This window comes from Paenibacillus borealis (assembly GCF_000758665.1).
Lineage (GTDB): Bacteria > Bacillota > Bacilli > Paenibacillales > Paenibacillaceae > Paenibacillus_AQ > Paenibacillus_AQ borealis.
Genome location: NZ_CP009285.1, coordinates 544,481 through 568,371, shown reverse-complemented (window position 1 = coordinate 568,371; position 23,891 = coordinate 544,481). Strand labels below are relative to the sequence as shown.

16 protein-coding genes, 1 tRNA gene and 1 riboswitch are annotated in these 23,891 nt (G+C 51.5%); of the genes, 4 read left to right on the top strand and 13 right to left on the bottom strand.

What is annotated here, in order from left to right; all coding sequences use genetic code 11:
- Nucleotides 1–153 precede the first annotated feature (153 nt).
- The 12 genes from PBOR_RS02460 to PBOR_RS02405 form a co-directional block, all read right to left on the bottom strand.
- Complete coding sequence (locus tag PBOR_RS02460; protein ID WP_157763956.1) at nucleotides 154–1,281, bottom strand: Ger(x)C family spore germination protein; 1,128 nt, start codon at nucleotides 1,279–1,281, stop codon at nucleotides 154–156.
- A complete protein-coding gene (locus PBOR_RS02455; protein ID WP_042210275.1) occupies nucleotides 1,257–2,324 on the bottom strand; it encodes a GerAB/ArcD/ProY family transporter in 1,068 nt (355 codons plus the stop codon). Before PBOR_RS02455 ends, PBOR_RS02460 begins: the two co-directional genes overlap by 25 nt.
- The gene (locus PBOR_RS02450) at nucleotides 2,317–3,654 is read right to left on the bottom strand and encodes a spore germination protein (RefSeq protein ID WP_052429297.1); all 1,338 of its coding nucleotides are present in this window, start codon (nucleotides 3,652–3,654) and stop codon (nucleotides 2,317–2,319) included. Before PBOR_RS02450 ends, PBOR_RS02455 begins: the two co-directional genes overlap by 8 nt.
- 248 nt (nucleotides 3,655–3,902) lie before the next feature.
- Nucleotides 3,903–3,974 (bottom strand) — tRNA-Thr (locus PBOR_RS02445).
- Between the two features lie 123 nt (nucleotides 3,975–4,097).
- A complete protein-coding gene (locus PBOR_RS02440; protein WP_042210274.1) occupies nucleotides 4,098–4,490 on the bottom strand; it encodes a family 43 glycosylhydrolase in 393 nt (130 codons plus the stop codon).
- A 14-nt stretch (nucleotides 4,491–4,504) separates the two neighbouring features.
- The gene (locus PBOR_RS02435) at nucleotides 4,505–5,383 is read right to left on the bottom strand and encodes a carbohydrate ABC transporter permease (RefSeq protein WP_042210273.1); all 879 of its coding nucleotides are present in this window, start codon (nucleotides 5,381–5,383) and stop codon (nucleotides 4,505–4,507) included.
- Nucleotides 5,384–5,435: 52 nt separating this feature from the next.
- A complete protein-coding gene (locus PBOR_RS02430; RefSeq protein ID WP_042210272.1) occupies nucleotides 5,436–6,326 on the bottom strand; it encodes an ABC transporter permease in 891 nt (296 codons plus the stop codon).
- A gap of 43 nt (nucleotides 6,327–6,369) precedes the next feature.
- A complete protein-coding gene (locus PBOR_RS02425) occupies nucleotides 6,370–8,040 on the bottom strand; it encodes an extracellular solute-binding protein (RefSeq protein ID WP_042210271.1) in 1,671 nt (556 codons plus the stop codon).
- A gap of 159 nt (nucleotides 8,041–8,199) precedes the next feature.
- Nucleotides 8,200–9,249 carry a response regulator transcription factor gene (locus tag PBOR_RS02420; protein WP_042210270.1) on the bottom strand — a complete coding sequence of 350 codons (1,050 nt, stop codon included), beginning with the start codon at nucleotides 9,247–9,249 and terminating at the stop codon, nucleotides 8,200–8,202.
- Nucleotides 9,246–10,976, bottom strand: coding sequence for a cache domain-containing sensor histidine kinase (locus PBOR_RS02415; RefSeq protein WP_167549513.1), 1,731 nt, complete (start codon nucleotides 10,974–10,976; stop codon nucleotides 9,246–9,248). Before PBOR_RS02415 ends, PBOR_RS02420 begins: the two co-directional genes overlap by 4 nt.
- Before the next feature lie 212 nt (nucleotides 10,977–11,188).
- Nucleotides 11,189–11,962, bottom strand: coding sequence for a sugar phosphate isomerase/epimerase family protein (locus tag PBOR_RS02410; RefSeq protein ID WP_042210268.1), 774 nt, complete (start codon nucleotides 11,960–11,962; stop codon nucleotides 11,189–11,191).
- 69 nt (nucleotides 11,963–12,031) lie between these two features.
- Nucleotides 12,032–12,340: an MTH1187 family thiamine-binding protein gene (locus tag PBOR_RS02405; RefSeq protein ID WP_042210267.1), complete on the bottom strand. Its 309-nt coding sequence runs from the start codon at nucleotides 12,338–12,340 to the stop codon at nucleotides 12,032–12,034.
- 367 nt (nucleotides 12,341–12,707) lie between these two features.
- A riboswitch (cobalamin riboswitch) is annotated at nucleotides 12,708–12,939 on the top strand.
- 342 nt (nucleotides 12,940–13,281) lie between these two features.
- Here PBOR_RS02405 and PBOR_RS02400 point away from each other — a divergent pair.
- Nucleotides 13,282–15,267: an anaerobic ribonucleoside triphosphate reductase gene (locus PBOR_RS02400; protein WP_042210265.1), complete on the top strand. Its 1,986-nt coding sequence runs from the start codon at nucleotides 13,282–13,284 to the stop codon at nucleotides 15,265–15,267.
- Nucleotides 15,264–15,791 carry an anaerobic ribonucleoside-triphosphate reductase activating protein gene (gene nrdG / locus PBOR_RS02395; RefSeq protein ID WP_042210264.1) on the top strand — a complete coding sequence of 176 codons (528 nt, stop codon included), beginning with the start codon at nucleotides 15,264–15,266 and terminating at the stop codon, nucleotides 15,789–15,791. Before PBOR_RS02400 ends, nrdG begins: the two co-directional genes overlap by 4 nt.
- A gap of 107 nt (nucleotides 15,792–15,898) precedes the next feature.
- Here nrdG and ssuE read toward each other — a convergent pair whose 3' ends face one another.
- Nucleotides 15,899–16,453 carry an NADPH-dependent FMN reductase gene (gene ssuE / locus PBOR_RS02390; protein WP_042210262.1) on the bottom strand — a complete coding sequence of 185 codons (555 nt, stop codon included), beginning with the start codon at nucleotides 16,451–16,453 and terminating at the stop codon, nucleotides 15,899–15,901.
- A gap of 409 nt (nucleotides 16,454–16,862) precedes the next feature.
- Here ssuE and serS point away from each other — a divergent pair, with 409 nt between their 5' ends.
- On the top strand, nucleotides 16,863–18,140 hold the full coding sequence (gene serS, locus PBOR_RS02385) for a serine--tRNA ligase (protein ID WP_042210260.1): 1,278 nt from the start codon (nucleotides 16,863–16,865) through the stop codon (nucleotides 18,138–18,140).
- Between the two features lie 332 nt (nucleotides 18,141–18,472).
- Nucleotides 18,473–23,827, top strand: coding sequence for an S-layer homology domain-containing protein (locus PBOR_RS34825; RefSeq protein ID WP_052429295.1), 5,355 nt, complete (start codon nucleotides 18,473–18,475; stop codon nucleotides 23,825–23,827).
- Nucleotides 23,828–23,891: the final 64 nt, after the last annotated feature.

Genomic DNA, 23,891 nt, shown 5'->3' with positions numbered 1-23,891 from the left:
GGGTTATCAGAACATGAAACCGGGGATGGCTCTAAGGGTAGGGCGGAGGTTAGAAGAAGGTTGGAGGATCGCCCTTATCCATAAAAAAAGCGCGGCTCCCGGAATTCCGGAAAGCCGCGCTATTATTGAATAAATCAGGGATACTGCCCTTTATTATTCCGCCTCTTTTTTTAGCATGCGTCCCCGCTCCCCTTGTTCGGTTACGTTCTCTTTAAAATAAATTTCGTTAAGTACATTGATCTTAACGTCAATCTCTTGTTCCAGCTTCGGGTACCACTTTGATTTCCAGTCTTTCAACTGCTTTTCAGATAATTCAGGACGAAACAGCATGCCCACACCCAAGACATCGGATCCCAAGGCCCGGATTTTCTTGGCTGTCTCATTGAATTGCCCGCTAAGTTGTTCCCTAAGTTCCTTTTCAATCCTCGAATTGGGTTTTCCCTCCGGGCTCTCTGTAATCAGCACATTAAGCTTGATTTCGGTTTGAAGCAATGGCCTGTTCCCATTCCAACTCGCATTATGCCTGATTTTAGCATTGTCAATCAGAACACTGGTGTTCTGAGCCACTTCAATGGTTCCTCCCGTATATTTTCCTTTAAACAGATTGAACAACAGTGTTTCTTCATTGTTCAGCGTACCCACCAAGCGGTCCTCCCGCATAATAGCCGTGCCTTTAAAAGTAAACAAGGTCCGCTCACCGTTTTTGAGCATTGGTATGGCCATGTCTTCTGAATAGGAATTAAGGCTCTGATAGGCTTCCCATATGCGGACAATCGATTGATTGGGGGTCCACCCGGCATCTTCGCTAAAATAGTCATAGGATGAGATTTCCGGAGTCGGCGATATTTGATGATACATCGTCTTCTCAAAGCTGCCGTCGATGACAGCGACCAGCCCTTTAATGGAAATATCATTTGCCCTTACTGCAAAATTTATCAGATTCTCAATACCTTGGCTGGCAATCTGCTTGTCGATCAGCAGCAATCTCAAATGCACCAGTTCAATGCTCTTTTCCGAGTCGGTCCGAATCAAGTCGATGGCTTTGCTAATGGATTTTGCTTCTTTGTCCAAAATTTGTGTTTTTCCTGATGCATCGGGGATTTGAAGAATGATTCGGTATTTTTCGGTATCCCCTTTTCCTACCCCCATCACGACAGGCAAATATTGCTTGTTGATGTCCTTCGTGTCCCAGCATCCTGTAAGCAGTATTCCCATGAGCGCCGCTACGATTAGCGTGTTTAGCACCCGCAAGCTCATTATCTCACCCGCTTTCTTGGCCACCGGGAGGCCAGAAATACGATGACCGGAAAACCTACGACACTATACAGGCAGAAGAAGGAATTCAGATATAAATAAGTATCGAGCGCCTTAACATCCGGAATCAACAGAGAAATCAAATACAAGGCAGTGCATATCCCTGCAAGAATCCATACGGCGCCAATCTTTGGCAAGAACAGGCGATGCGCCAGCATAACCAGTAACCATAACAACACGGACACCTTTAGCACAGCAAGAGTACTGGAAGCAACTACATAGAAGCTGGGAAGCCAATCGAAGACAACCCACTGCAAGTCAATCGTGTCCGATGCCATAAGCATCGGGTACTGGAAGTTCACTGCTGTCTCCTGTCCAAACACCAGCAGCGGAACATATACTGACCCCAATGCCAGCACAAAAACAATACCCAATGCAACAGACGCATGGCCAAAACGGATTCGCTGATGCGAAGGTATCATGCCAAGAAACAAAAAACCGGCAAAAATAACCGTACACACATAAAAATCCGGCTGGGTGAAAAAAGTCCAATGGGTATCCCAGATCGGAAAAATATAACTGACCCTGAAATTCTGGATGCTTATCAGCATGGAAAACAAGATGAATGGCATCAGGAGTATGCTGAGTGCGATACTTGCCCGGATCATGACCGCTAACCCTTTCCAGGCCGCATAGAAGCAGAGGGAGATAAAAAGAAGAAGCGTCGCCGGCGCAGGTGTTCTTTGAAGCAGGACCGCTTTGATCTCTACCTCTTGAAAGTACATGAGCAGCAGAAGCTCAATGGATATAAAGACGATCATCGGCAAAACGACGAGCCTTGTTCCCCAGCTTCCAAGCGATCCCAGACATATATCTACTGCGCTTTTCCCGGGAAACCGCTTCAACGATTTCAAATACAGCCAAAGAACCATGAATTCCACCGCAAAAAGCATCGTGATGGCCACCCAATGCCCTTCAGAAGTCGAAGAGATGATCCGTTCGGGGAAAACGGCAAAAATGGAAGCCAGGTGCAGCAGTATGAACAGCGTAAGTATTTGCGTCTTACTCATCCGGAGCTTTTCCTTTCAAGCTGAAGCTTAAATAAGAAACAGAGGATATGTTCAGCGAGGAGAGATATAGGACAATCCAGATCATTGCTGCCTCAAGCCCCCATATTCCGAAAAAGGCGCTGATGAATATGACCACGTATTTGTATATTCGTATTCCCGTTGTGTTCACGTACCCGACCAGAGCGAAATTGGCAATGGCGGAGGCAACCAGGATGATGATCAGCAGATTACTGACGAGTTTCGCCTGAACAATGGCCTGGCCCAGAAGAATGCCCCCGATCATCGTAATTGTGGGACCGATATTTTTGGGCAAGCGAATAGTAGCTTCAATGATCATCTCCAGCAGCAGCATCACCAGCAGCATCTCAATTAAAGCCGGGTACGGGACCCCTTCTCTGCTCTTCGCTACCGTGATCGCTAGCTGAATGCGCAGCAATTCCGGGTTCACCGAATTCAGCACGACGTACAATCCAGGGAGAGTGATGGCGAGTAATGCAGCGATAGCGCGCACGGTCCGCAGAAAAATCTGAAAAGGATATGGATAATTCACGTCCAGCGTAGTGGACCATAAATCCGTGATAATTGCCGGAAAGGCAAAGGCAAAGGAGAATTGGTCCATTAAAATAACCACTTTTCCATTCATCAAGTTCTGCACCATTTCTCCCGGAAGTTCTGATGAGATGTAGGTGGGTATGATTGTAAACTTGGGATGCCCGAGAATGCGCACAAGATCCCGAACTGTTGTTACCTCCTGTTCCTTGTTCTCTTCAAGTTTTCCACGGATGGATCCGATGACTTTTGCCGGGGCGGTTCCCTTTAGATAAACGACTGCAAGTTTCTTGGTGGACCGTACGCCTGTTAAGAGGGTCTCGATCACCAATTGGTCACTTGTCAATTTTTTGCGCAGCAGACCGATGTTGGTGTCGATATCCTCCGTGAAGGCGTCAAATGCGGATTGAAGGGGGTTTTCACTCTCGGGGGCGCTTACCGACCTTGAGGTCTCGGTCTTCTCAGGTGAAATAACCATGGACAATCCTTCAAGATCGAACAAGACAAGTTTCCCCTGCAACAGCCCAACCGATAATATTTCCAAGGATAGGTCAGTTTCCAAAGTGAACTTATCCGCATGAGATTCGCTGGCTTCACCTTGAATTTGTTGGTTGATTTGAACTAAAGTTGCAGGAAGATTGACCAGACTGTTGAAATAATACCCTCTACATTGACGATGATCTATAGTAACATCCTGTTGGATAAAATCCGTGCTGTTCTTGAAACGCTCGCAGAGTTGTTTTTCTATGCTATGTATATTTTCTTCATGGGTCCGTTTCAAATTTTACCACCTCTTATGAAGTAGTATATCGTTAGAAATAAACTTTATTCAGCATGGCTTCATCAGTCCAAAAAGCCGCCCGGTGGCGACATTTATAACATACTATAAGAATTCATATAGGAGATTGCTTCGTGCTTCTTTTTATCGGAGTAAAGATTAGAAGAATGTCAGAAGCTCACCCTTAATCCATAAAAAAAGCGCAGCTCCCGGAATTCCGGAAAGCCGCGCCACTATTGAGTTCTCACTGATGCTGGTGAAGGGAATTGAACCCCCGGCCTACGCATTACGAGTGCGTTGCTCTACCCCTGAGCTACACCAGCTTAAAGGTTGGTTCGTCTGCCAAACAAAATACATTATACAGAGTGTGGAGAAAAACGCAACCTTTATTTAATTATTTTCCCATGAACCCAAGCTGAAGCATTGATATAACCAGACGCGGGACATCAGTCGACTACCACAAAAGGGGTATTCTCTTCCGCAAATTGTACAACTCCAAGACAGGTTTCCCGCATAAGACTATGCTCTGGATCTGCCAGCCGGTGGTAGAGTAAATACCAATCGGAGCCATAGTTCGTTAGTGAAGCATGGCCGGTGCCGACAGCATGGGCAGAAGCAAGTGTAAGCCTGTTGTTCTCTGGAACCTCGTAGGGACCATAGACACTGCCGCTGAAGGCGTAAGCGATCTGGTAACGCGGATCACGTGTATCGTAATTGCTCCATGTGAGCCAGTATCTGCCGTCTTTTTTCTGCAAATGCGGCCCTTCGTTGTAGATGGAGATATCAAACTGTCCGGGATCGGCCCAATAACCCGGCAGCACCGGATTGTGAATATCCATGATGAACTCCTCCATTATTCTTTGACCGATCCCAGGGTAATGCCCGATACGAAATATTTCTGAAGAAAAGGATAGATAACCAGTATAGGCAGCATGGTCACTACTATCTTGGCGGCATTGAACGTGCGCTGTGAAAAGTTGATCAAATCCTCCGCCCGGGTTGTCGATGAGATTACAGGCTGCACAACGAGCTGCTGGATATAGGTCTGCAGCGGAATATTGCTCTGCTTGTTCATCAGAATCATGCCGTCAAAAAAAGCATTCCAATGATTCACTACACTGAACAGGGTAACCGTGGCAATCGCCGGCATCGCCAGCGGAACGGAAATGGTCAGCAGCATCCGCCAGGGGCCCGCTCCATCCACCGTGGCGGCTTCGCTAATCTCCTTCGGGAGATTCCGGAAGAAGTTCATAAGCAGAATCACATTAAAGATCGGAACAGCGGTCGGCAGTGTCAGGGCCCAAAGGGTATCAATTAAATGCAGGTTTTTAATTACCATATACCAGGGAATTAGACCCCCGTTGAACATCATCGTGAAGACGATAACCCAGATATACAGATTCCGGCTCTTGAATTCCGACCGTTCCTTGGCCAGCGGGAAGGCCATCAGGATCGTCAGCACAAAGTTGATGGCTCCCCCGAGCAGCACCCGTTTGACCGAGACCCCAAAAGCCTCGAAAAAACGATGGTCGCTTAACATATATTTATAGGAATAGAAGGTGAAGTCCACTGGAAACAAAGTGACCTTGCCGGCCGCAGCCGCCGATTTCCCGCTTAGCGAGAGCGAAATGATATAGACCAGCGGCAGCAGGCAGAGCAATGTAATGAACAGCATAAGCAGCAGCAACAGGATATCGGCCGTTTTAATGCGCTGTTTGGCTGAGGGCAGCATAAGCGTACCTCCTTTCCTTGCAAGGATTGCGGTTAAGGCTTTTCTTCTTCACTTAAAAAATACGATAATTGGCGTACTTCGCAGCCAGCCGATAGGATACAAAGATAAGAATGAAGCCCACCAGCGATTTCATGCTGCCGACAGCCGTCGCCAGGCCAAATTGATACTGTACCAGGCCAATCCGGTAGACATACGTGTCGATGATGTCGCCCGACTGGTACACCAGCGGATTGTACAAATTGTAAATCTGATCGAAACCGGCATTCAGCACCTGACCGATATTGAGCGTGGTAATCAGCACAATCGTCGGCAGGATGCCCGGCAGGGTGACACTCCACATTTTGCGGAGCCGCCCGGCCCCGTCTATCTCAGCCGCCTCATACAGGGCCGGATTGATCGCTGTCAACGCTGCGAGAAATATGATGGCATTGAAGCCGAATTCCTTCCACACATCACTCAGCACTACGACAATCGGAAACCAGAAATTGCTTCCCAGGAAAAAGACCGGCTGTCCAAATACTCCCTTTACGAGCTTGTTGACAATGCCCTGCTCTGAGAGCATATCCGTCAGAATCCCCGCTAAAATTACCCAGGACAGGAAATGCGGCAGATAAATGATCGTCTGGAACCAGCGCTTGGCCCGGTTAAAGATCAGCTCATGCAGCAGAAGCGCGGTCCCTACGGGCACAATGACTTGCATCAGCATTTTTAAAATCGAAATATACAGCGTATTGAACAGAATGCGTTTACTGTCATCCAATTGGAACATGTAGATGAAATTGTCCAGTCCCACCCACTTGGAGCCTGATATCCCCTTGACCGGTATGAAATCCTGAAATGCAATGGCAATGCCGAACAAGGGGACCAGGCCAAAGATGATAATAAACAGCATTCCCGGAGCAAGCATCAGATGGTATTGAAGCGCATTGCTCTTCTTATTCATATCTCTCCCCCATTCCAACTCCTACCGCTTTATGGGCTGGCGTTTACTTGTCGGTTGCCGCCTGTATCTCTTTCGTAATCTGGTCGCCGCCCTGGGACTTCCATTTGTCCACGAAGCTGTCGAAATAATCAACGGACTCGGAGCCCATAATAATTTTCAGCATCGCCTCGTCTTCAAGCTTCTGGAGGTTGGCCCACTTCGTCCGCATCGTATCCGTCTGGTCGTAGAAGACGCCCTGCTTCTGGGTGACGCCGTCTCCGGCCAGCACCAGCGCGCCTGTAAGGAAGGCATGACGCTGTGACCAGGCAGCCATATCCTTCTTCGGCGTTTCCTTATCCTTCAGGTAGGATTCATACACCTGTTTGGCTTCCCCTTGGAGCGTGTCGGCCGATGCGGTGCCGTCAATAACAGCTTGAACAGCAAGCGCCTTTTTCTCTTTGTCATCATAGTTGCTGAGCAGCAGCGAGAACGGCATATTCATCCATTGGTAAGGGTCTTGCTGCACAATTCCCTCGCCCTGCAGCTGGTCAACGTCAAACTGCAGATTCAGCGTCTTCAGCACCGCCTCCGGATGCTCATAACCCTTGCGGACCACCAGATAACTGCCGCTAGCCGCGGCCAGATGGGTGTTCAGCTTGCCGTCCTTGCCCTCAGGGGCCAGATAAGCGGCCCATTCCGCCTTGGAATCCTGACTGACCGCATCGTTAAGCGGAGAATACGGCAGCCACCATGGTCCGAAGAAGATGCCTGCTTTGCCGCTGACGATCAGCTCTGTCGCCTGCTCCGGCTTCTTCACCGCAAACTCGCGGTCTATCAATCCATCCTTCACCATCTCCTGCAGCTTGGCGAGCGCCTCTTTCATCTGCGGCTGAATCGAACCGTATACTACCTTGCCCTGGTCATCCTTGATCCAGAGCTCCGGATAGGCGTCAAAGGAGCTGAAGATCGTATCAAAGCCGTATTGGCTGTTGCCGATATTGACGATCTGCTGGGTTCCGAGAATACCGGAGGCCCCTTTTTTCTCCTGGAACGCTTTCGTTACAGCAATGATGTCGTCCAGTGTTTTGGGAGCCGGTAAATTCAGCTCATCCAGCCAATCCTGCCGCACCCACAGCAGGTTCTCCGCATCGGCGCCGGGACTCACATTGGGGAAAGCCATCAGCTTGCCGTCAAAGGTAGCCGAGTTCAGACTGTAGCCGTTGGTCGAGTCATAAGCCCCCTTCAGGCTTGGAGAAACGTAGTTGTCATAGACAGCGGTCAAATCTTCAAGCATATCGGCATTGACCAGTTGAACCAGCTGCTGCTTGTCCACCACCATCACATCGGGAAGCTCGCCTCCGGTAAGGCTAAGGCTTACCTTCTGGCGGTAGGCATCCCCCGAGCTGGTAGCCTGCCAGGCATTGACGTACTTCACATTCAGCTTCTCCGAGAAATAACGGGTCAGCTCATTATCCTCCACGGTTGAACCGCCGGGCAGCTTCGGATCAACCGCGGCCTCCTTGCCGATGGTAATTGTGACCTGATCAGTCATCGGGGCGTAAGGGTCCTGCTTGCCCGTGGCCGGTGCTGCACTGCTCTTTCCCCCTGCATTTGCACCCGTTCCGGAATTGCCTGCGTTGCCTGCATTACCCGAATTCCCCGCATTATTGGAACAAGCCGACAATACCAAGACGGCACCCAAGCACAGCGCGGCCAGCTTTCTTTGTTTCATCATTGTCTCCCCCTGCAGCTTATTGAGATTACTCCTAAAGTATAAAAGCAAACCCTCCAAAACCGGGTTAGAAACGGGTTCCCTGTTCGAGGGTTGTTGTATCCGTTTTCACAAAAATCCGGCGGCAAGCCGACCATTTTCACACTGCCGCTTACCAAATTCCTACTGCTGCAACGGATTCTGATTCCGGTAGGCAGACGGCAGCAGCCCATATTGCTGCTGGAACATTCTGCTGAAATATTTTTCATCTTTGAAGCCTACCTGCTGGGCGATGCTGTAGATCGGTTTGCTGCTCTGCAGGAGCAGCTGGCGCGCTTTATAGAGCCGGAGCTCTTTTACATAATCCTGAAACACCTTGCCTGTGACCCCCTTGAAGCTCTGGCTGAAGTAGGTCCGGCTCATATTGGCCACATCGGCAACCTCATTCTGGCTGAAATCCAGTTCTTCCTTGGCATGCATATATTCGAGGGCCCGCAGAATACCGCTGACCACTTCCGCAGCATGCTTCTCGCGGAACAGCAACGCCCGCAGATATTCCCGCTCCTCCTGCATCACCTGCTGCCATTCCTCCCATAACCGGCTCTGCTCCAGACGCGAGATCCAGCTCAGCGAGTGGTCTATCGACAGCATCAGGTATCCGGCTTTCAGCAGCACGGGAAACACGACATTCTTCAGCCGTGCCAGCGGCAGCCGCAGCTGCCCGGTCTGCTCCAGCAGCTGCCCATACCGGCCGTCATCATAAATCCAGCTTAAATCCTGCCACAGCGTCTTGCAGACTTCCACAGAGGCCGCATCCTCCGTCTCCGCCGGCGGGGGTTCCATACTGTCGATTTTGCTCCTAACGCCCGCGGCAATCCGTTCCAGCACCTCGTCCATCACATCGGTCTCCAGATCATTTTTGACCACATAATCAATTGCCCCCTTGCGGATCGCCTGCTGGGCAAAGGCAAATTCCTCATGGCAGGACAAGACGACTACCGCAGTCTGCGGGTATCGCTTCTTCAGTTCCTCCATCAGCTCAAAGCCGGACATCTCCGGCATCATCAGATCGGTGAAGACAATATCCGCCGCTTCGGCCGCCATGCACTCCAGCGCCTTGGTTCCGTTCATTGCCTCCGCGATCACCTCCATGCCGTATTTCTCCCAGGGCATCATTGAAATCAGGCCGCGCCGCACCAGCTTCTCATCATCCACTACCAGCACCTTCATCATCTCGCACCATCCTCTCCCGTATCCGGCATAGTAATCGACACCGTTGTTCCCTCATGCTCCGTACTCGTTATCTCCAGTTTGCTGCGCCCTCCGCTGAAGCTGTTCAGGCTGCGGATCACATAGTTCAATCCAATGCCCATTCCCGAAGAGTTGTGCGCATCCTTCTCTCCATGAAGCATTTCTTCAATCTGCGCGGGCGTCATGCCCCGGCCATTATCCCTGACCTCAATCCGTATCCCCTCCGGACTCTCCACCGCGCTTACGACAATGACTCCGCCTTCCTCCGGAAGCCCATGATACAGCGCATTCTCGACCAGAGGCTGCAAAATAAAGCGCGGCATGGGCGTATTCATAATTCCCTGCGGAATCTCATAGCGCACATCGAATTCGTAGTCGTATCTGATTTGCTGCAGCTCGACGTAATCTTTTAAAGACTGTATTTCATCACGAAGCGCAACGATCTTACCCGATTTGGCCAAATTATATTTCAGCACCTTGGTAAAAAGCGACAGGAAGCGGTCAATTTCGTGCTGTCCGTTCATGCGGGCCAGCCACTGTGCCGTATTCACCGTGTTATACAGAAAATGGGGATTGATCTGTGCCATCAGCTTTTCCATCTCAATCTCCTGCTGTTCCTTGGCCTTATGCTCCACCTCAAGGATCAGATCTCCAATCTGATGATGCATCCCGTTAAAACGGTCTATAAGATAATCGAATTCCTTCAGCCCGGTCATTGGCAGACCCACATGCACCCGGCGGTTCGTTAAATCACGGATTCCGCGGTGCATCCGCTGAAGCGGACCGAGCACTACCTTCCAGATCCGCAGCGCCAGCATCAGAGATATAATCAACGCCAGTCCGGCAACCAGGGAGAAGCCGACCATCCATGTCCGGCTCTCACGGTGATAATCCTGTTTGCTGATAAACACCACCAGATTCCAGCCCTGCTTGGCGGTCTCCTCAAAAGCATAGTATTCCTTCCTCTGCTGCTTATGATAGACACTGCCTTCAGGAAACCAGTCAGGTTTATCACTGTACAGAACCACGCCGTTCTTGTCGGTCAGCAGGTGATAGGCATTCATTCCGTACTGCTTCATATTCAGCACCTGCTGCAGCACCTTTGAATTCGTCTCCACATAGGCATACAGCGGATGCTCCGGGTTCCCCATCTTGCGGACAATGGAGAATACCGGGGTATCGTTGTATTTATACAAGGTTAAATGCGGGCTGTGATAGGTGATCGCACCTTGGACAGCCAGTGTGGGAAGCGCTGTCAAATCAGGCCGCTTATCACGCGTAAGCAGCGTTTCATACATCATCCGCTCCTTATTGCTGTCATAATAAAACATCAGTCCCGTATTCAGGTTGGAGGCGTTGAGCAAATTGATATTCCGCTGAATGTCATTGTTGAGCTGGGCGGCTTCGTACGGATCCTCCGTTTCCATCAGACGTTCCATATCCTGGCCCACGAATCCCTCGAAGGACATTTGCTGCGACACATCGTACAAATTGTTCAGCGTAGTTTCGAGCGTTTGCAGCACCCGCTGCAAATTGCCCTCAATTCCTTTTTCAATCTTATTGTCCAGTATGGAGGTGATGGAATATAAGGCCAGGGTTCCTGTCATAATCAGCGGAATCATGGCACTGGTCAGCAGAGTCCAGTACATTTGCCCTCTCAAGGTATCCCTGCCGAAGGACTTGCCAAAAAGTCCAGTTCGTCTAGTCATGGCCCCATCCTCTTTCTGTATATGGTTTGCTGTTCTGCATCCGCTTATAAATATCATACATGACTGTCCACCTGCAGACACGCTAAAAAATATGGAGAATCCTGTCGGATCACGGGGAATGCCGTAAACCGAAAAAAAAGACGCAGTCTCCGGATTTCCGGAAAACTGCGCCTCTCAACCTATCAACGGCGCCATACGTAAAGAATCTAATTTCAACTCATACCCAAACTGCGGAAATAGTCTAGTGCCAGCTTGGCGCTTGCAAGGGATGATACGGCGTAGACCTCCTGCTCAACAATGTAGTACAGGATTCCGCTGTCCTCTGCCGCCGCGAAGACGCTCCCGAAATCAACCTGCCCCTGTCCGAGATCCGTTTCTTCATTATCAGCGCCGAAATCCTTAATGTGGACCAGCGGAACACGGCCGGCGTAACGCGAGACATAGTCAACGGGCCGGGCTCCGCCCCTGTGCACCCACCCCAGATCAAACTCGGCGAGCATATGCTCTGCAGGAATCTGCTCCAGCCATATATCAATGACCGCTTTGCCTTCTACTTGCGCGAACTCATAAGCATGATTGTGGTAGCCATACTGCATGCCCGCTGCCCGGACCATCGCAGAAGCCTTCTCCAGGAATGGGATCACTGCCGTCACATCCTCCATGGAGGGATTCTCGGGAAGCGGTGCCGATGGCGTGATGATATATTGAAGTCCAAGCTCTGCCGCATATTCTATTTCTCTGGATAATGCCCGCTCCAGATTGTCCAGGCTGCTGAAATCCAGGCCCACATGCGCTGAAGGCGCCGCAAGGCCCAGGCCATCCAGCGTGCGGCGGAGCTCCCCAGCCGATACGCCGAAATAACCGGCAAACTCCACCGCCCGATACCCCATTTCCGCAACCTTGCCCAGTGTGCCCAGGAAATCGCGTTCGGTCTGGTCACGCAGCGTATACATTTGAATCCCTATCTGCTGTGATGCTCCTGCCATGATAGAATCCTCTCCTTATAGGTTGAATCTGATTGGAACCCGGAAATGTACATCTTCCATTAGCGGGTGCTATTCTTCCTGCAGCTTGCGCTCCACCGATTCCAGCTTACTGCGGCTGGTGGAAGGCTTGTCACGCCGGTCATCAATCTTAAGTGAGGTGGAGACCCGCTGTGCCCCTGCCGCAAAAGGTGACTCATGCAGCGCTTCTACCGCTGCGAGTATCCGCGCAACCGGCCCTTCGATAATCGTACCCATAGAAGTAAGCTCGAAGGTAATCCCCTCCACCGTCTGCAGCACACGCTGCATATCTGCTACATAACTGCTGAGACTGGTACTGCCTGTGCCGATCGGAATAACGGTTACTTCGCCAATAGCCATCTTTCAATCCCTCCCAAAGCATACGTTAATAGCATATATGAGCATCGCCTGCTCTCCTTTTAATTGTACCCCTTCAACGGCACTCCCACAAATCGGCGGGGGTTCTTCCTCTCACTCCTCTTCATCCTGCTACTGATTTCCCCGAATAGATTCACAGGGTCATGCGCACTATATTTATGGAGTCTTTGTGGCATCTTTTGGGACAATTTATGACTCATTTACGGCTGCATCTACAGGAAAGTTGTGGATTACCTGTGGACTAACTGTGGATCATCTGTGAGTAAACCTGCGGAACCCGCTCCCCGCGCGGATTCTCAAAAAAATGTTTACAAACACAATATATTGAGTTACTTTTATTTAACAACAACAAAATATAGTAGAAACAGGTGTTTCACCCTCTTACTAGGGTTGAAGCTTAATAGGGAAGCGCGGTGCAAATCCGCTGTGGTCCCGCCACTGTAACCGGATGCTTCAGGCCCGCCAGAGCCTCTGGAGCAGCATCCTCCGACAAGAAGCCACTAAGGGACTGCGAGGCCCCTCGGGAAGGCGCCGGAGGGCATGCCGGAAGCCAGGAGACCTGCCTGTTTCAGTGGCACCGCTTAGACTCCTGCGAGGAACAGGCGAGGTGTCCGCATGCGGCCTGCAAGTGCAGAGTTAGCCTTTCCGTTATTCGGGCCAGAGGCTGCCGATACCTGAGGACGATAGATTATTGTCCTCAGGTATCGGCTTCTGCGGAATGTACAAGAACGGGTTATACATAGCGATAGACTAGATCCACACCCGTTCGTATCTTCCACATAGACCACCGGCAAATTTCCGCTTTACGGATATTTGCACTACGCATTCGGGCATTTCCCGCCTTCCCGGCTGGAGATGCCTTTTTACTGATGTCCTGGAGCATACGCTTCAGGTTTACGATACTGAGAGGAGAGAGCTATACAATGACGCTGCTGGAGAAACGATATAACGGGGGACAAGCTGCACAGGAGGTTCTTCTGGAAGAAGTGATTCATCTAGGCAAGGATATTATCGACAGCCGGGATTTAGATCTGCTGCGCGAGAATGCCAACTTGAACGGGGAGAGCTTCTCCGGCAAAATGAGCAAATTCGGCAGTGAATATTCCAAGTGGTATGCCCGCAACTTCACTATGCCGCCGCAGCTCGTGCAGGCTATTGAAGATAATGTCGTATATGTACACGACCTGGATCAATACGCCATTGGAACAACCAACTGCATCTTCATTCCGTTTGAACGGCTTCTCCGCGAAGGCTTCAATACCGGCAACGGCAGCGTCCGCCCTCCGAATTCGATTATGACGGCTATGTCGCTGGTGGCGATTATTTTCCAGTCCCAGCAGAACGCACAGTACGGCGGTGTATCCGCCAATAAGCTGGATTACGATCTGGCGCCTTATGTCACCAAATCCTTCGCCAAGCTGTTCCGCAAGGGAATGGAATACTTCGAAGAAGGTACGGACGGTGAAGCTCTCGGTGAGATCACTATGACCCGCAGCGATCTGGAAGAGAAGTATCCGCGCGCCTTCCGTTTCGCCCTGAAAGAGACAGAAATTGAAACGCTTCAGGCAGCGGAGAGTATGGTACATAACCTGAATACCATGTCCAGCCGCTCCGGCGGCCAGATTCCTTTCACAAGCATCAACTACGGAACCTGCACCTCTCCGGAGGGCCAGCTCGTGATCAGCTCCCTCTTAACTGCTACTATGAACGGACTTGGCAGCGGAGAAACACCAGTGTTCCCAATTCAGATCTTCAAGTGCAAACAGGGTGTCAACCAGCAGCCTGGTGATCCTAACTATGAGCTGTTCCTGAAAGCGGCAGAGTGCTCTGCACGCCGACTGTATCCGAACTTCGCCAATCTGGATGCTCCGCTGAATATGCAGTACTACGATCCGACCGATCCGGATACTGAATTTGCTACGATGGGCTGCCGGACACGTGTTCTGGGCGACCGCTTCGGACGCAATCACTGCTCGGGCAAAGGCAACCTTTCATTCAATACGCTTAACCTTGTACGTCTTGGTCTGGCTTACGGCACAGTAACCGGCCGCCGCCTTGCCGCTGATGAGGAAGGCTTCTTCGAAGATCTTAATCATTATATGGACGTTGCACTGGACGGCCTGCTCCACCGTTTCCGCATCCAGGCTTCCCAGAAGGCCAAAGCCTCCGATTTCATGATGCGTGAAGGGGTATGGGAAGGCGGCGAGCAGCTTGCACCGGAAGATAACGTAGGGGAACTGCTGAAGCACGGCAGCCTGTCCCTTGGTTTCATCGGTATGGCGGAGTGCATGAAGGCTATGTACGGCAAACACCATGGCGAAGATATGGAGGTCCATGCCAAGGCAGTGGCTATTGTCCGCCACATGCGTGAATACTGCGACCGCAAGAGCGAAGAGCTGGATCTGAACATCACTCTATTCGCAACACCTGCCGAAGGTCTCTCCGGCAAGTTCACCAAGATAGACCGCAAGGTTCTCGGTTCCATCCCGGGTGTAACGGACCGTGAATACTATACGAATTCATTCCACATTCCGGTCTATTACGACCTGAGCGCAGCCAAGAAGATCAGCCTGGAAGCTCCATTCCATGAATATTGCAACGCCGGAGCGATCTCCTATGTAGAGCTGAACGGCAATGCCCGCAGCAACCCGGCAGCATTCGTCAAAATCATCAAATACGCGCTGGAGCAGGACATCAGCTATTTCAGCATTAACCACCCGATTGACCGCTGCTCCGGCTGCGGCCACGAAGGTGTGATCGGCACGAACTGCCCGTCCTGCGGTGCTCATGAAGATACAACGCATATCCGACGGCTGCGCCGGGTAACCGGATATCTGACCGGCGATTATCAGACCCGCTTCAACGCCGCCAAGCAAGCTGAAGTACGGGACCGCGTTAAGCATCTATGAACATCTGCGGATATTATCCGGAGTCAATCAATGAAGGAGAGGGATTGCGGGCGGTCCTCTTCTTCAGCGGGTGCCGCCACCGCTGCCCCGGATGCTTCAACCCGAAGACCTGGAACTTCAATTACGGAGAGGTCTTCACTCCGGAGCGCAGGCAGGAGATTATCGCCGAGATAGCAGATAATCCGCTGCTGGACGGCTTGACTCTGGCTGGCGGGGATCCGTTCTTCTCGGCAGAGGAAGCGGCGGACTTCATCCATGAGCTCCGCGCCGAGCTGCCGGGCTTCCCGGTCTGGATCTATACCGGTTATACGTATGAGGAGCTGACGGCTTCCCCCGGTTCTCCGGAATGGAATCTGCTGGCCTTGTGCCAGGTGGTCATTGACGGACGGTTTGTAGAGGAACTCAAAGACACCACTCTCCCCTACCGGGGAAGCAGCAACCAGCGGATTATAGATATTCCGGCGAGTCTTACCGGAGACAAGATTGTACTCTGGGAGCCTGCACTTAGCTTTCAGAGGGTATAAAATTACCTAAGACATATAATTCCTTATATTTAAAAAAGGGCACTAAACTACCGCATTCCGGTGGTTTAGTGCCCTTTTATGTTCCTCAGGAGGGTAATATCGTACGCCTATTCTCCCGCCTTACGTCCCGCCTTATGTGCTGTCTCGTCCGCCAGCTCTTCCAGCACGCTGTTCAGCCGCAGCTTCAGCTCCTCGGCCAGCTCAACGACACCCTGGTCGTTGCGCACAGCCTGCGAGTCAACCGCATAGACACCGCCAAGAATGTGCCGGGCGCCCAGCACAGACAGCACCGGCTTCAGCGCGTAGTCAATCGCGAGCAGATGCGCGAGGCTGCCGCCCATGAAGAGCGGCAGCACGATTTTGCCGGCCAGCCCTTTTTGCGGAACCAGGTCCAGGAAGGTCTTCAGCACTCCCGTATAGGAAGCTTTGTACACCGGACTGACGACAATCACCGCGTCCGCTTCAGCCACCAGGCCATTCGCTTTGACGATGGCTTCGCTCTCAAACTTGGTATGAATCAGATCCTCCGCCGGAAGCTCCGCTACATTAATCCGTTCCACTTCAAACCCGCGTTCCCGCAGATCCTCTTCAGCATATTCAATCACGGCATTGATCCGTGATACCAGGGATGGCGTACCGTTAATTACCACTATTTTAGCCACTTCCGCACCTCTTCCGTCCGCTTTTATAAGATATGCCGGGCTGCTGTGCCGGACACAAATACTTTAAATTAGTAATAATCCTAGCAGAGTACAGGGAATATTGTCAAACCTCAATTGCGCTTGCATCCCGGTCCTTCTATGGTTATAATAAACGGCAAACCTATATCCCGACCAGGCCAATGACCGGCATCCAACCGCGAGGCGTCTGCGACCGGAGCAGTTCCCCTGTTCCCTAAGTTTACCGGGTTTCGCCCGTTACCGCGAAGACCAAAGAGGGCCTTATTCCGCGCTATACAGCTGTTTTACCGGAATGGGGTCAACCTGGGTGGCACCGCGAGCTGGCGCTCCTCGTCCCATGGATGAGGGCGTTTTTTGTATTTTTTTAAACACAAAAAGGAGCGGATGCGGCATGCTGGACATGAACTGGATCAGGGAGAACGAGGATATTGTACGGAAGACGGCGGAGTGGAAAAAGGTAGCGTTCCCGCTTACGGAGCTGCTGGAGTGGGATGACCGGCGGCGGCAGGCCCGCCGGGAAACGGAGCAGCGCCGGGCAGAGCGCAATGCGCTGACCAAAGAAGTCGAGCGCCTGCTGCGCCAGGGCGACGCTGCAGGCGGAGAACAGGCCAAGGAGCAGGTGCGGGAGATCAACGGCCAGCTGACCACGCTGGAGGCAGGGCTCCTTGAAGCGGAGCGCCGCTGCGGCGAGCTGCTGCTGCTCGCGCCGAATCCCATATCGGCGGATACGCCGATCGGGCCGGACGACAGCGCGAATGTGGAGCTGCGGCGGCATGGATCGCCGCCGGTATTCGGCTTCAGTGCGCGCGACCACGTCGAGCTCGGAGAGCTGCACGGCATCCTCGACATTCCGCGCGGCGTCAAAGCCGGCGGACCCCGCAGCTACGTGCTGAAGGGGGCCGGGCTGCTCCTGCATCTGGCTGTGCAGCGGCTGGCGCTGGATGTACTGATGCAGCGCGGCTTCACCGTGATGGATGTGCCGGTAATCGTCCGGCCGGAAGCGCTGGAGCGGACCGGGTTCTTCCCTGGCGGCATGGATCAGACCTATGAGCTGACGGGAGAGAAGCGCTGGCTGGCCGGCACCTCGGAGGTATCGCTGGTCTCGCTGTACAGCGATGAGATCCTCGATCTCGAAGCGCCGCTGCGGCTGGCCGGAATGTCGGCCTGCTTCCGCCGCGAGGTAGGCTCGGCAGGCCGCGATGTACGCGGGCTGTACCGTGTACACCAGTTCTCGAAGATCGAACAGGTGGTGATGTGCCGGAACGATGCGGGGGAGTCGGAGCAGATGCTGCAGGAGATTCTCGGCAATGCCGAGCATATTCTCCAGCTGTTGGAGCTGCCTTACCGGGTAGTGGCCGTCTGCAGCGGCGACATGGCGATGAAGACACATAAGCAATATGACATCGAGACCTGGATGCCCAGCAGAGATGCTTATGGGGAGACCCATTCGGCTTCGAATCTGCTCGACTTCCAGGCCCGCCGCTCAGGCATCCGCTACCGTGATGAAGACGGGCGGCTGCAGTACTGCCATACCCTGAACAACACGGCGGTTGCCACGCCGCGCATTCTGATTCCGCTGCTGGAGAATCACCAGCAGGAAGACGGATCGGTCTATATCCCGCAGGCGCTGCGGCCTTATATGGGCGGCGCAGAAAAGCTGATGTTATAGAAATAAACAGAAACGGCCTCGCCGTCCTTCAATGGGCAGCGAGGCCGTTTCTATTCTCTTTTAGACTTTACATTCTATTAACATTAAGTTTACATAGTTTTCAGGAAAAAAAGCTGTATTCATCAAGAAATCCCTTAAATATTAAAATATTTTAGGGATTCTTCCTATTAATTTATGCACTATTAACAAATTTTGACGAAAAATTGCTTTGGAAAACTATTATCTCTATTATATTTAAGTGGAAATGATATTTTATGGGGAGGTATACTTACATGAAACTTTCTTCACAATGCAGGAGGCCGCTTAGTCTATTCCTAGCGGTTGCATTGCTCTTGACCGGGATATTCCCGGGATTATCGTTAGGTTCCGGCACGGCTTCGGCAGATGCTCCACTAACTGTAACAGCTGCAATTGCAAAGTCACCTAGCGAAGCTATCGTAGTCACAGGTTATGTAGTAGGGTATACCTCAAACGGTCCTTCATATTCATCTACGGACCTTGCCGCTGACACAAATTTGGCCATAGCAGATCAGCCGGGAGAAACGGATAATTCCAAAATCATGCCGGTCCAGCTCCCGAGTACACCCGCCTACATCCGGTCAGAATTCGGTTTGAAATCGAATCCTTCACTGATTGGAAAACAAATTGTGGTTACAGGAACAAGAGAAACATACTTCAGCGTACCTGGAGTTAGAAACACTTCCAGTGTTACTCTCTACGGTGAGAATCAGGCTCCACCTGTTACTGCCTTTCCTTCATCAGGATCCAAAATAGGCATTGGTTCTTCCATCACATTAAGTACTTCAGTTACAGCAAGCGTGTACTACAGCGTCTACGCAAACGGCAGTACTACCGCAGAAGTTATAAACAAGTGGTATGATGCTCCTATCCCTGTAAGTTCAAGTTACAATACTCTTACCATTAAAGCCTACTCTTCATTACCCGATTTAGAGAATGGTCCAACAGCTACTTTTAATTATACAGTTTCGGCTGTACTGGACAATCTGAAGATCAGCCAGATTCAAGGTGCTTCGCATACATCTCCATACCTTGACAGCCTCGTTACTAACGTCAAAGGTATTGTCACTTACGTCAAGGACGCGGATAGTTTCTATATTCAATCTGCAGCAGCCGATATGGATAACGATATCAAAACTTCTGAAGCCATTCTCATCTATCAAAAGGGCGGAAGCAGTGCCGTTAAAGTAGGCGATGCTATAACCGTAGACGGAACTGTTCAGGAGTACGGCTTCTCCGGACAATTGACGACTACGGAAATTGCTGCCAGCAAAACTACGTTTCTCAGCAGCGGCAACCCGCTTCCGGCAGCAACTCTGTTGGGCACCGGCGGACGTGTGGTACCGACTGCGGTTATCGATGATGATAAGTTTGCCAAATTTGATCCGGACACCGATGCCATCGACTTCTACGAAAGTCTGGAAGGCATGCGCCTGGAGCTCACCAAGCCGACTACCGTGGGACCTGCTGTCTATTATGCTTCCAGCAGCACCTTCGAAATCCCCGTGATTACTGTTAACGGAACAGCCAATACCACTGAAGTCACTTCTGCTGCAGGCGGACTGGTGCTGACTGGTGCTGACTATAATCCCCAGCGCCTGATCCTCTCCGTGAAATCCGCACCGGTGCTGACAACAGGCCAGCAGTTCACAAGCAACATTACCGGTATTATGAACTATGATTACGGAAAATTCCTGATTTCCACAGAAACGGGCACACTGCCGGATGTCTCAACCAGCAAATTGCAAAGGGAAGTGACTTCTCTCTCTTCAAATGCAGAAGGCAAGTTGAATATTGCTTCCTTTAATATTGAGAACTTCTCTAAACTTAATGATGCCAAGAAGATCGAAAATGTAGCTAAGGATATCGTGAACAATCTCAAAACGCCGGACATTATCGGCCTGACCGAAGTTCAGGATAATAACGGTACGGGCACTGGTGTTACCGAGGCTAATGAGAGCTTCGAAGCACTGATTGCTGCCATTGAAGTGATCGACGGCGGTGCATCCGCTTATGCCTATACCGACATTGCTCCGCTTAATAATCAGGACGGCGGCGTTCCGGAAGGCAATATCCGCTCGGGCTTCCTGTACAATACGAACCGTGTTGCACTGAAGGATAGCGGAAAGACAAAAGGAAGTGCCACTGAATCCGTCACCTACAGCACAGCCTCCGGTCTTAGTGTAAATCCCGGACGTATCGATCCGACAAATGAAGCCTTCATTGACTCGCGCAAGCCGCTGGCTGCCGAGTTTACTTTCGAAGGCAATGATGTGATCGTGATCGCCAACCATTTCAATTCCAAGAGCAGCGACAATTACCTCTTCGGCTCTGTTCAGCCACCGGTCTTCACCACGGAAGTCCAGCGGGCCAAGATCGCCAAGGTCGTCAACGGTTTCGTTGAGGATGTGCTCCAAGAGAATGCGGATGCCAATATCGTCGTACTCGGCGATTTGAATGACTTCCAGTTCTCCAATACGCTGAATATTCTCAAAGGCAGCGCGCTTACGAATCTCGTAAATACCCTGCCGCTGAACGAACGTTACTCCTACGTATTCCAAGGCAATTCACAGACGCTGGATCATATCCTCGTCAACAATAGACTGGCATCGGACACTACACTCGACATCGTGCATATCAACTCGGACTTTGCTGATCCGGGAGATTATCCTCCAGGCACTGAATTCCCGGCTGATATCCGGATCAGTGACCATGATCCGCTGCTCGCACAAATTGACTTCACTACAGAGGATTTCAATCTGCGGGTACTGCATACCAATGATACTCACGGTCATCTAGAGAATGTGGCGAAACGCACTTCAGCTACCAGCAGCGAACGGACAGGCAATACTGTACTGCTGGATGCGGGCGACGTCTTCTCCGGAACCTTGTATTTCAATCAATTCAGGGGTCAGGCAGATATCAAGTTCATGAATAACATCGGCTATGATGTGATGACCTTCGGTAACCATGAATTTGATATGAATGATAAAAATCCGGAAGTACTGAAGAATTTCGTAACGGCCGCCCAGTTCCCGTTTGCCAGCTCCAATATCGACTTCACCACGAATAACAGTGAGCTTGCGGATCTCTATCATGAGATGACCGGAATACTTGAAACCGATGAGGCCAAGAGTACGGCCAAAGACGGAAACATCTATCCTTCAGTCATTAAGGATGTTTACGGCGAAAAGATCGGCATCTTCGGCCTGACTACCGAGGACACAACTGGTCTATCATCGCCAGGAGACAAAATTATTTTCAAAGAGCATATAGAAAGTGCAAAAAAGACAGTCAAAGCACTGCAAGATCAGGGCATTAATAAGATTATCGCGGTCACCCACCTGGGTTATACCGTAGATCAGGAACTTGCCAAAGACGTTCCGGGTATCGACATTATCGTCGGCGGACACTCGCATACGAAGGTGGATAATCCTCCAACACCGATCGTCAATGTGGGCACCGGCAAGAATGTACTGATTGTGCAGACCGGTGAATACAGCCAGTTCCTCGGTGAGCTCGACGTAACCTTTGACAAAGATGGTGAAATCAAGGCTTACAAAGGCAAACTGCTGGATGTCAACCTATTTGGTCCAGACGCTACAGCTAGCGCAATTCTTGCTCCAATCGATGCTGAATTGGCAGCTGTCCGGAGCACGGTTGTAGGTTACACCAATGTGGATCTCTACACCTACCGGATGATCAATGGTAAATCGACCCGTGTTGTACGCAGTGAAGAGACACCAATCGGCAATATGATTGCCGACAGCATCGCGGAGAAAGTCACAGAATTGATGCCGGGCTTCGTTTCGGCTAGTGATCGCGCCTCTATCAAGGGTGTTGTTGCTATCCAGAATGGCGGCGGCATACGTGAGGCCATCAATGTTGGTGACATTACAATGGGCGAAGTGCTGACTACACTGCCTTTCGGTAACGGTCTTGCCGCACTTAAAGTGACAGGTGCTGAAATCATCTCCTCACTGGAGAATGCGGTCAGCGGCATCAGCTCCGACCAGGGCCGGTTCGCACACGTCTCCGGTATGAGATACACCTATGATTCAACCAAAAAGCCGGAGATTGTAGATGCATTAACCAACAAAGTAACTCAGGTTGGCGAAAGAATTGTTTCCGTTGATATCAAGCAGGCGGACGGTTCCTACTTGCCTGTTGATCCGGCAGCCTACTACATCCTGTCCACGAACTCCTTCATGGCAGGAGGCGGCGACTTCTACCGTGCGCTGGCTTCAGCCAAAGCAGACGGACGGTATTATGAGCTGGGTCTACCAGACTTTGAAGTCCTGTTGGCCTACCTGAAGGAACATAATCCGGTGACTTCCAGCATTGAAGGACGTATCACCGATCTTAAGGGCGTATCCCCAAGCCCTACACCAACACCGGCACCAACTGCAGATTCAGGCGGAAGTCCTGGAACAACGCTGCCAACTGCAACGGCAACACCTAGTCCAACAGCTACTGCCACAGCAACAGTGCCTCCGCAGGTAACAACGATTACCGCGGCTGATCTGACTGCACAGCTTGCGGCCCTGCCTGCCGGCACCAGTGAGCTGATTATCCCGCTTACGGCTTCAACAGGCGGTGCTCAAGTTGTACTGCCGGGCAGTGTGCTGGTTCAGCAGGCTGCTGCTAAACCAAATACAGTGCTGACTTTCACCTCTACCGGCGGAGCATCCTATTCACTGCCGCTGAGCATTATTAACGGAACGGCACTGGCTGCCCAGCTTGGTACCAGTGACTTTACGGTTACAGTCTCTCTGCTCCAGGCGGATACTGCTACACTCGACAGCCTGAACAAGGCTATCGCAGCACAGGCCGGCTCCGTTACCCTGGCCGCACCGGTCATTGAATTCTCGATTACCGCTGAGGCCGGCAATAAAAGTGTGCCGCTGAACAGCTTCGGCAGCACCTACGTGAAGCGGACTATTACTGCAACGGGAGCGTTGAGTTCTCAAGGCGCAACAGCCGTATCCTATGACCCGGCTACCGGCAAGCTATCCTTCGTACCTTCCCTCTTCGCCGGCCTCTCAGGCGGAAATACTGAAGTGACGATCAAACGCAACAGCAACAGCTACTATACTGTTGTGAAGTCAAGCAAGACCTTCGGTGATACTACAGGGCACTGGGCGCAATCATCCATTGAGCTGCTGGCTTCCAAGCTGATCATTACCGGCACCAGCAGTACCGCCTTCTCGCCTTCGCTGTCTATCACGCGGGCAGAATTCGCGGCTCTGATTACCCGCTCCCTCGGACTCGCATCCGCAAGCGGCGGAGCCACCTTCAGTGATGTCAGCACAGGCGCATGGTATGCTGATGCCGTACAAACGGCAGCTTCAGCAGGTCTGATTACCGGATATACGGATGGCAGCTTCAAGCCGGGTAGTCCGATCTCCCGCCAGGAAATGGCGGCGGTCCTGTCCAAAGCCATTAAGTACACCGGCAAGACCCTTACTGCCGATCCGGCAGTGCTGGCTAAATTCAGCGATGCCTCAAGCATCCCGGCCTGGTCCAAATCAGCCATAGCCGAAATAGCAGCCGAGGGCATTATTCAGGGAACACCTGACGGCGCATTCGCTCCGTCGAAGCTGGCTACCCGTGCGGAAGCCGCTACGATGCTGGAGAAGACCTTGAAGTCACTTCAATTTATTAACTGACCCAGCAAAAATGTTATACAGTGAAAAGGCGGTACCCGCTGCGCATGATGCGCTGCGGGTACCG

Excerpts from the sequence above, each read along its gene's own strand:
- PBOR_RS02455 (WP_042210275.1), bottom strand. The coding sequence starts at position 2,324 with ATGAGTAAGACGCAAATACTTACGCTGTTCATACTGCTGCACCTGGCT.
- PBOR_RS02440 (WP_042210274.1), bottom strand. The coding sequence starts at position 4,490 with ATGGATATTCACAATCCGGTGCTGCCGGGTTATTGGGCCGATCCCGGA.
- PBOR_RS02435 (WP_042210273.1), bottom strand. The coding sequence starts at position 5,383 with ATGCTGCCCTCAGCCAAACAGCGCATTAAAACGGCCGATATCCTGTTG.
- PBOR_RS02430 (WP_042210272.1), bottom strand. The coding sequence starts at position 6,326 with ATGAATAAGAAGAGCAATGCGCTTCAATACCATCTGATGCTTGCTCCG.
- PBOR_RS02425 (WP_042210271.1), bottom strand. The coding sequence starts at position 8,040 with ATGATGAAACAAAGAAAGCTGGCCGCGCTGTGCTTGGGTGCCGTCTTG.
- PBOR_RS02420 (WP_042210270.1), bottom strand. The coding sequence starts at position 9,249 with ATGATGAAGGTGCTGGTAGTGGATGATGAGAAGCTGGTGCGGCGCGGC.
- PBOR_RS02415 (WP_167549513.1), bottom strand. The coding sequence starts at position 10,976 with ATGACTAGACGAACTGGACTTTTTGGCAAGTCCTTCGGCAGGGATACC.
- PBOR_RS02410 (WP_042210268.1), bottom strand. The coding sequence starts at position 11,962 with ATGGCAGGAGCATCACAGCAGATAGGGATTCAAATGTATACGCTGCGT.
- PBOR_RS02405 (WP_042210267.1), bottom strand. The coding sequence starts at position 12,340 with ATGGCTATTGGCGAAGTAACCGTTATTCCGATCGGCACAGGCAGTACC.
- PBOR_RS02400 (WP_042210265.1), top strand. The coding sequence starts at position 13,282 with ATGACGCTGCTGGAGAAACGATATAACGGGGGACAAGCTGCACAGGAG.
- nrdG (WP_042210264.1), top strand. The coding sequence starts at position 15,264 with ATGAACATCTGCGGATATTATCCGGAGTCAATCAATGAAGGAGAGGGA.
- serS (WP_042210260.1), top strand. The coding sequence starts at position 16,863 with ATGCTGGACATGAACTGGATCAGGGAGAACGAGGATATTGTACGGAAG.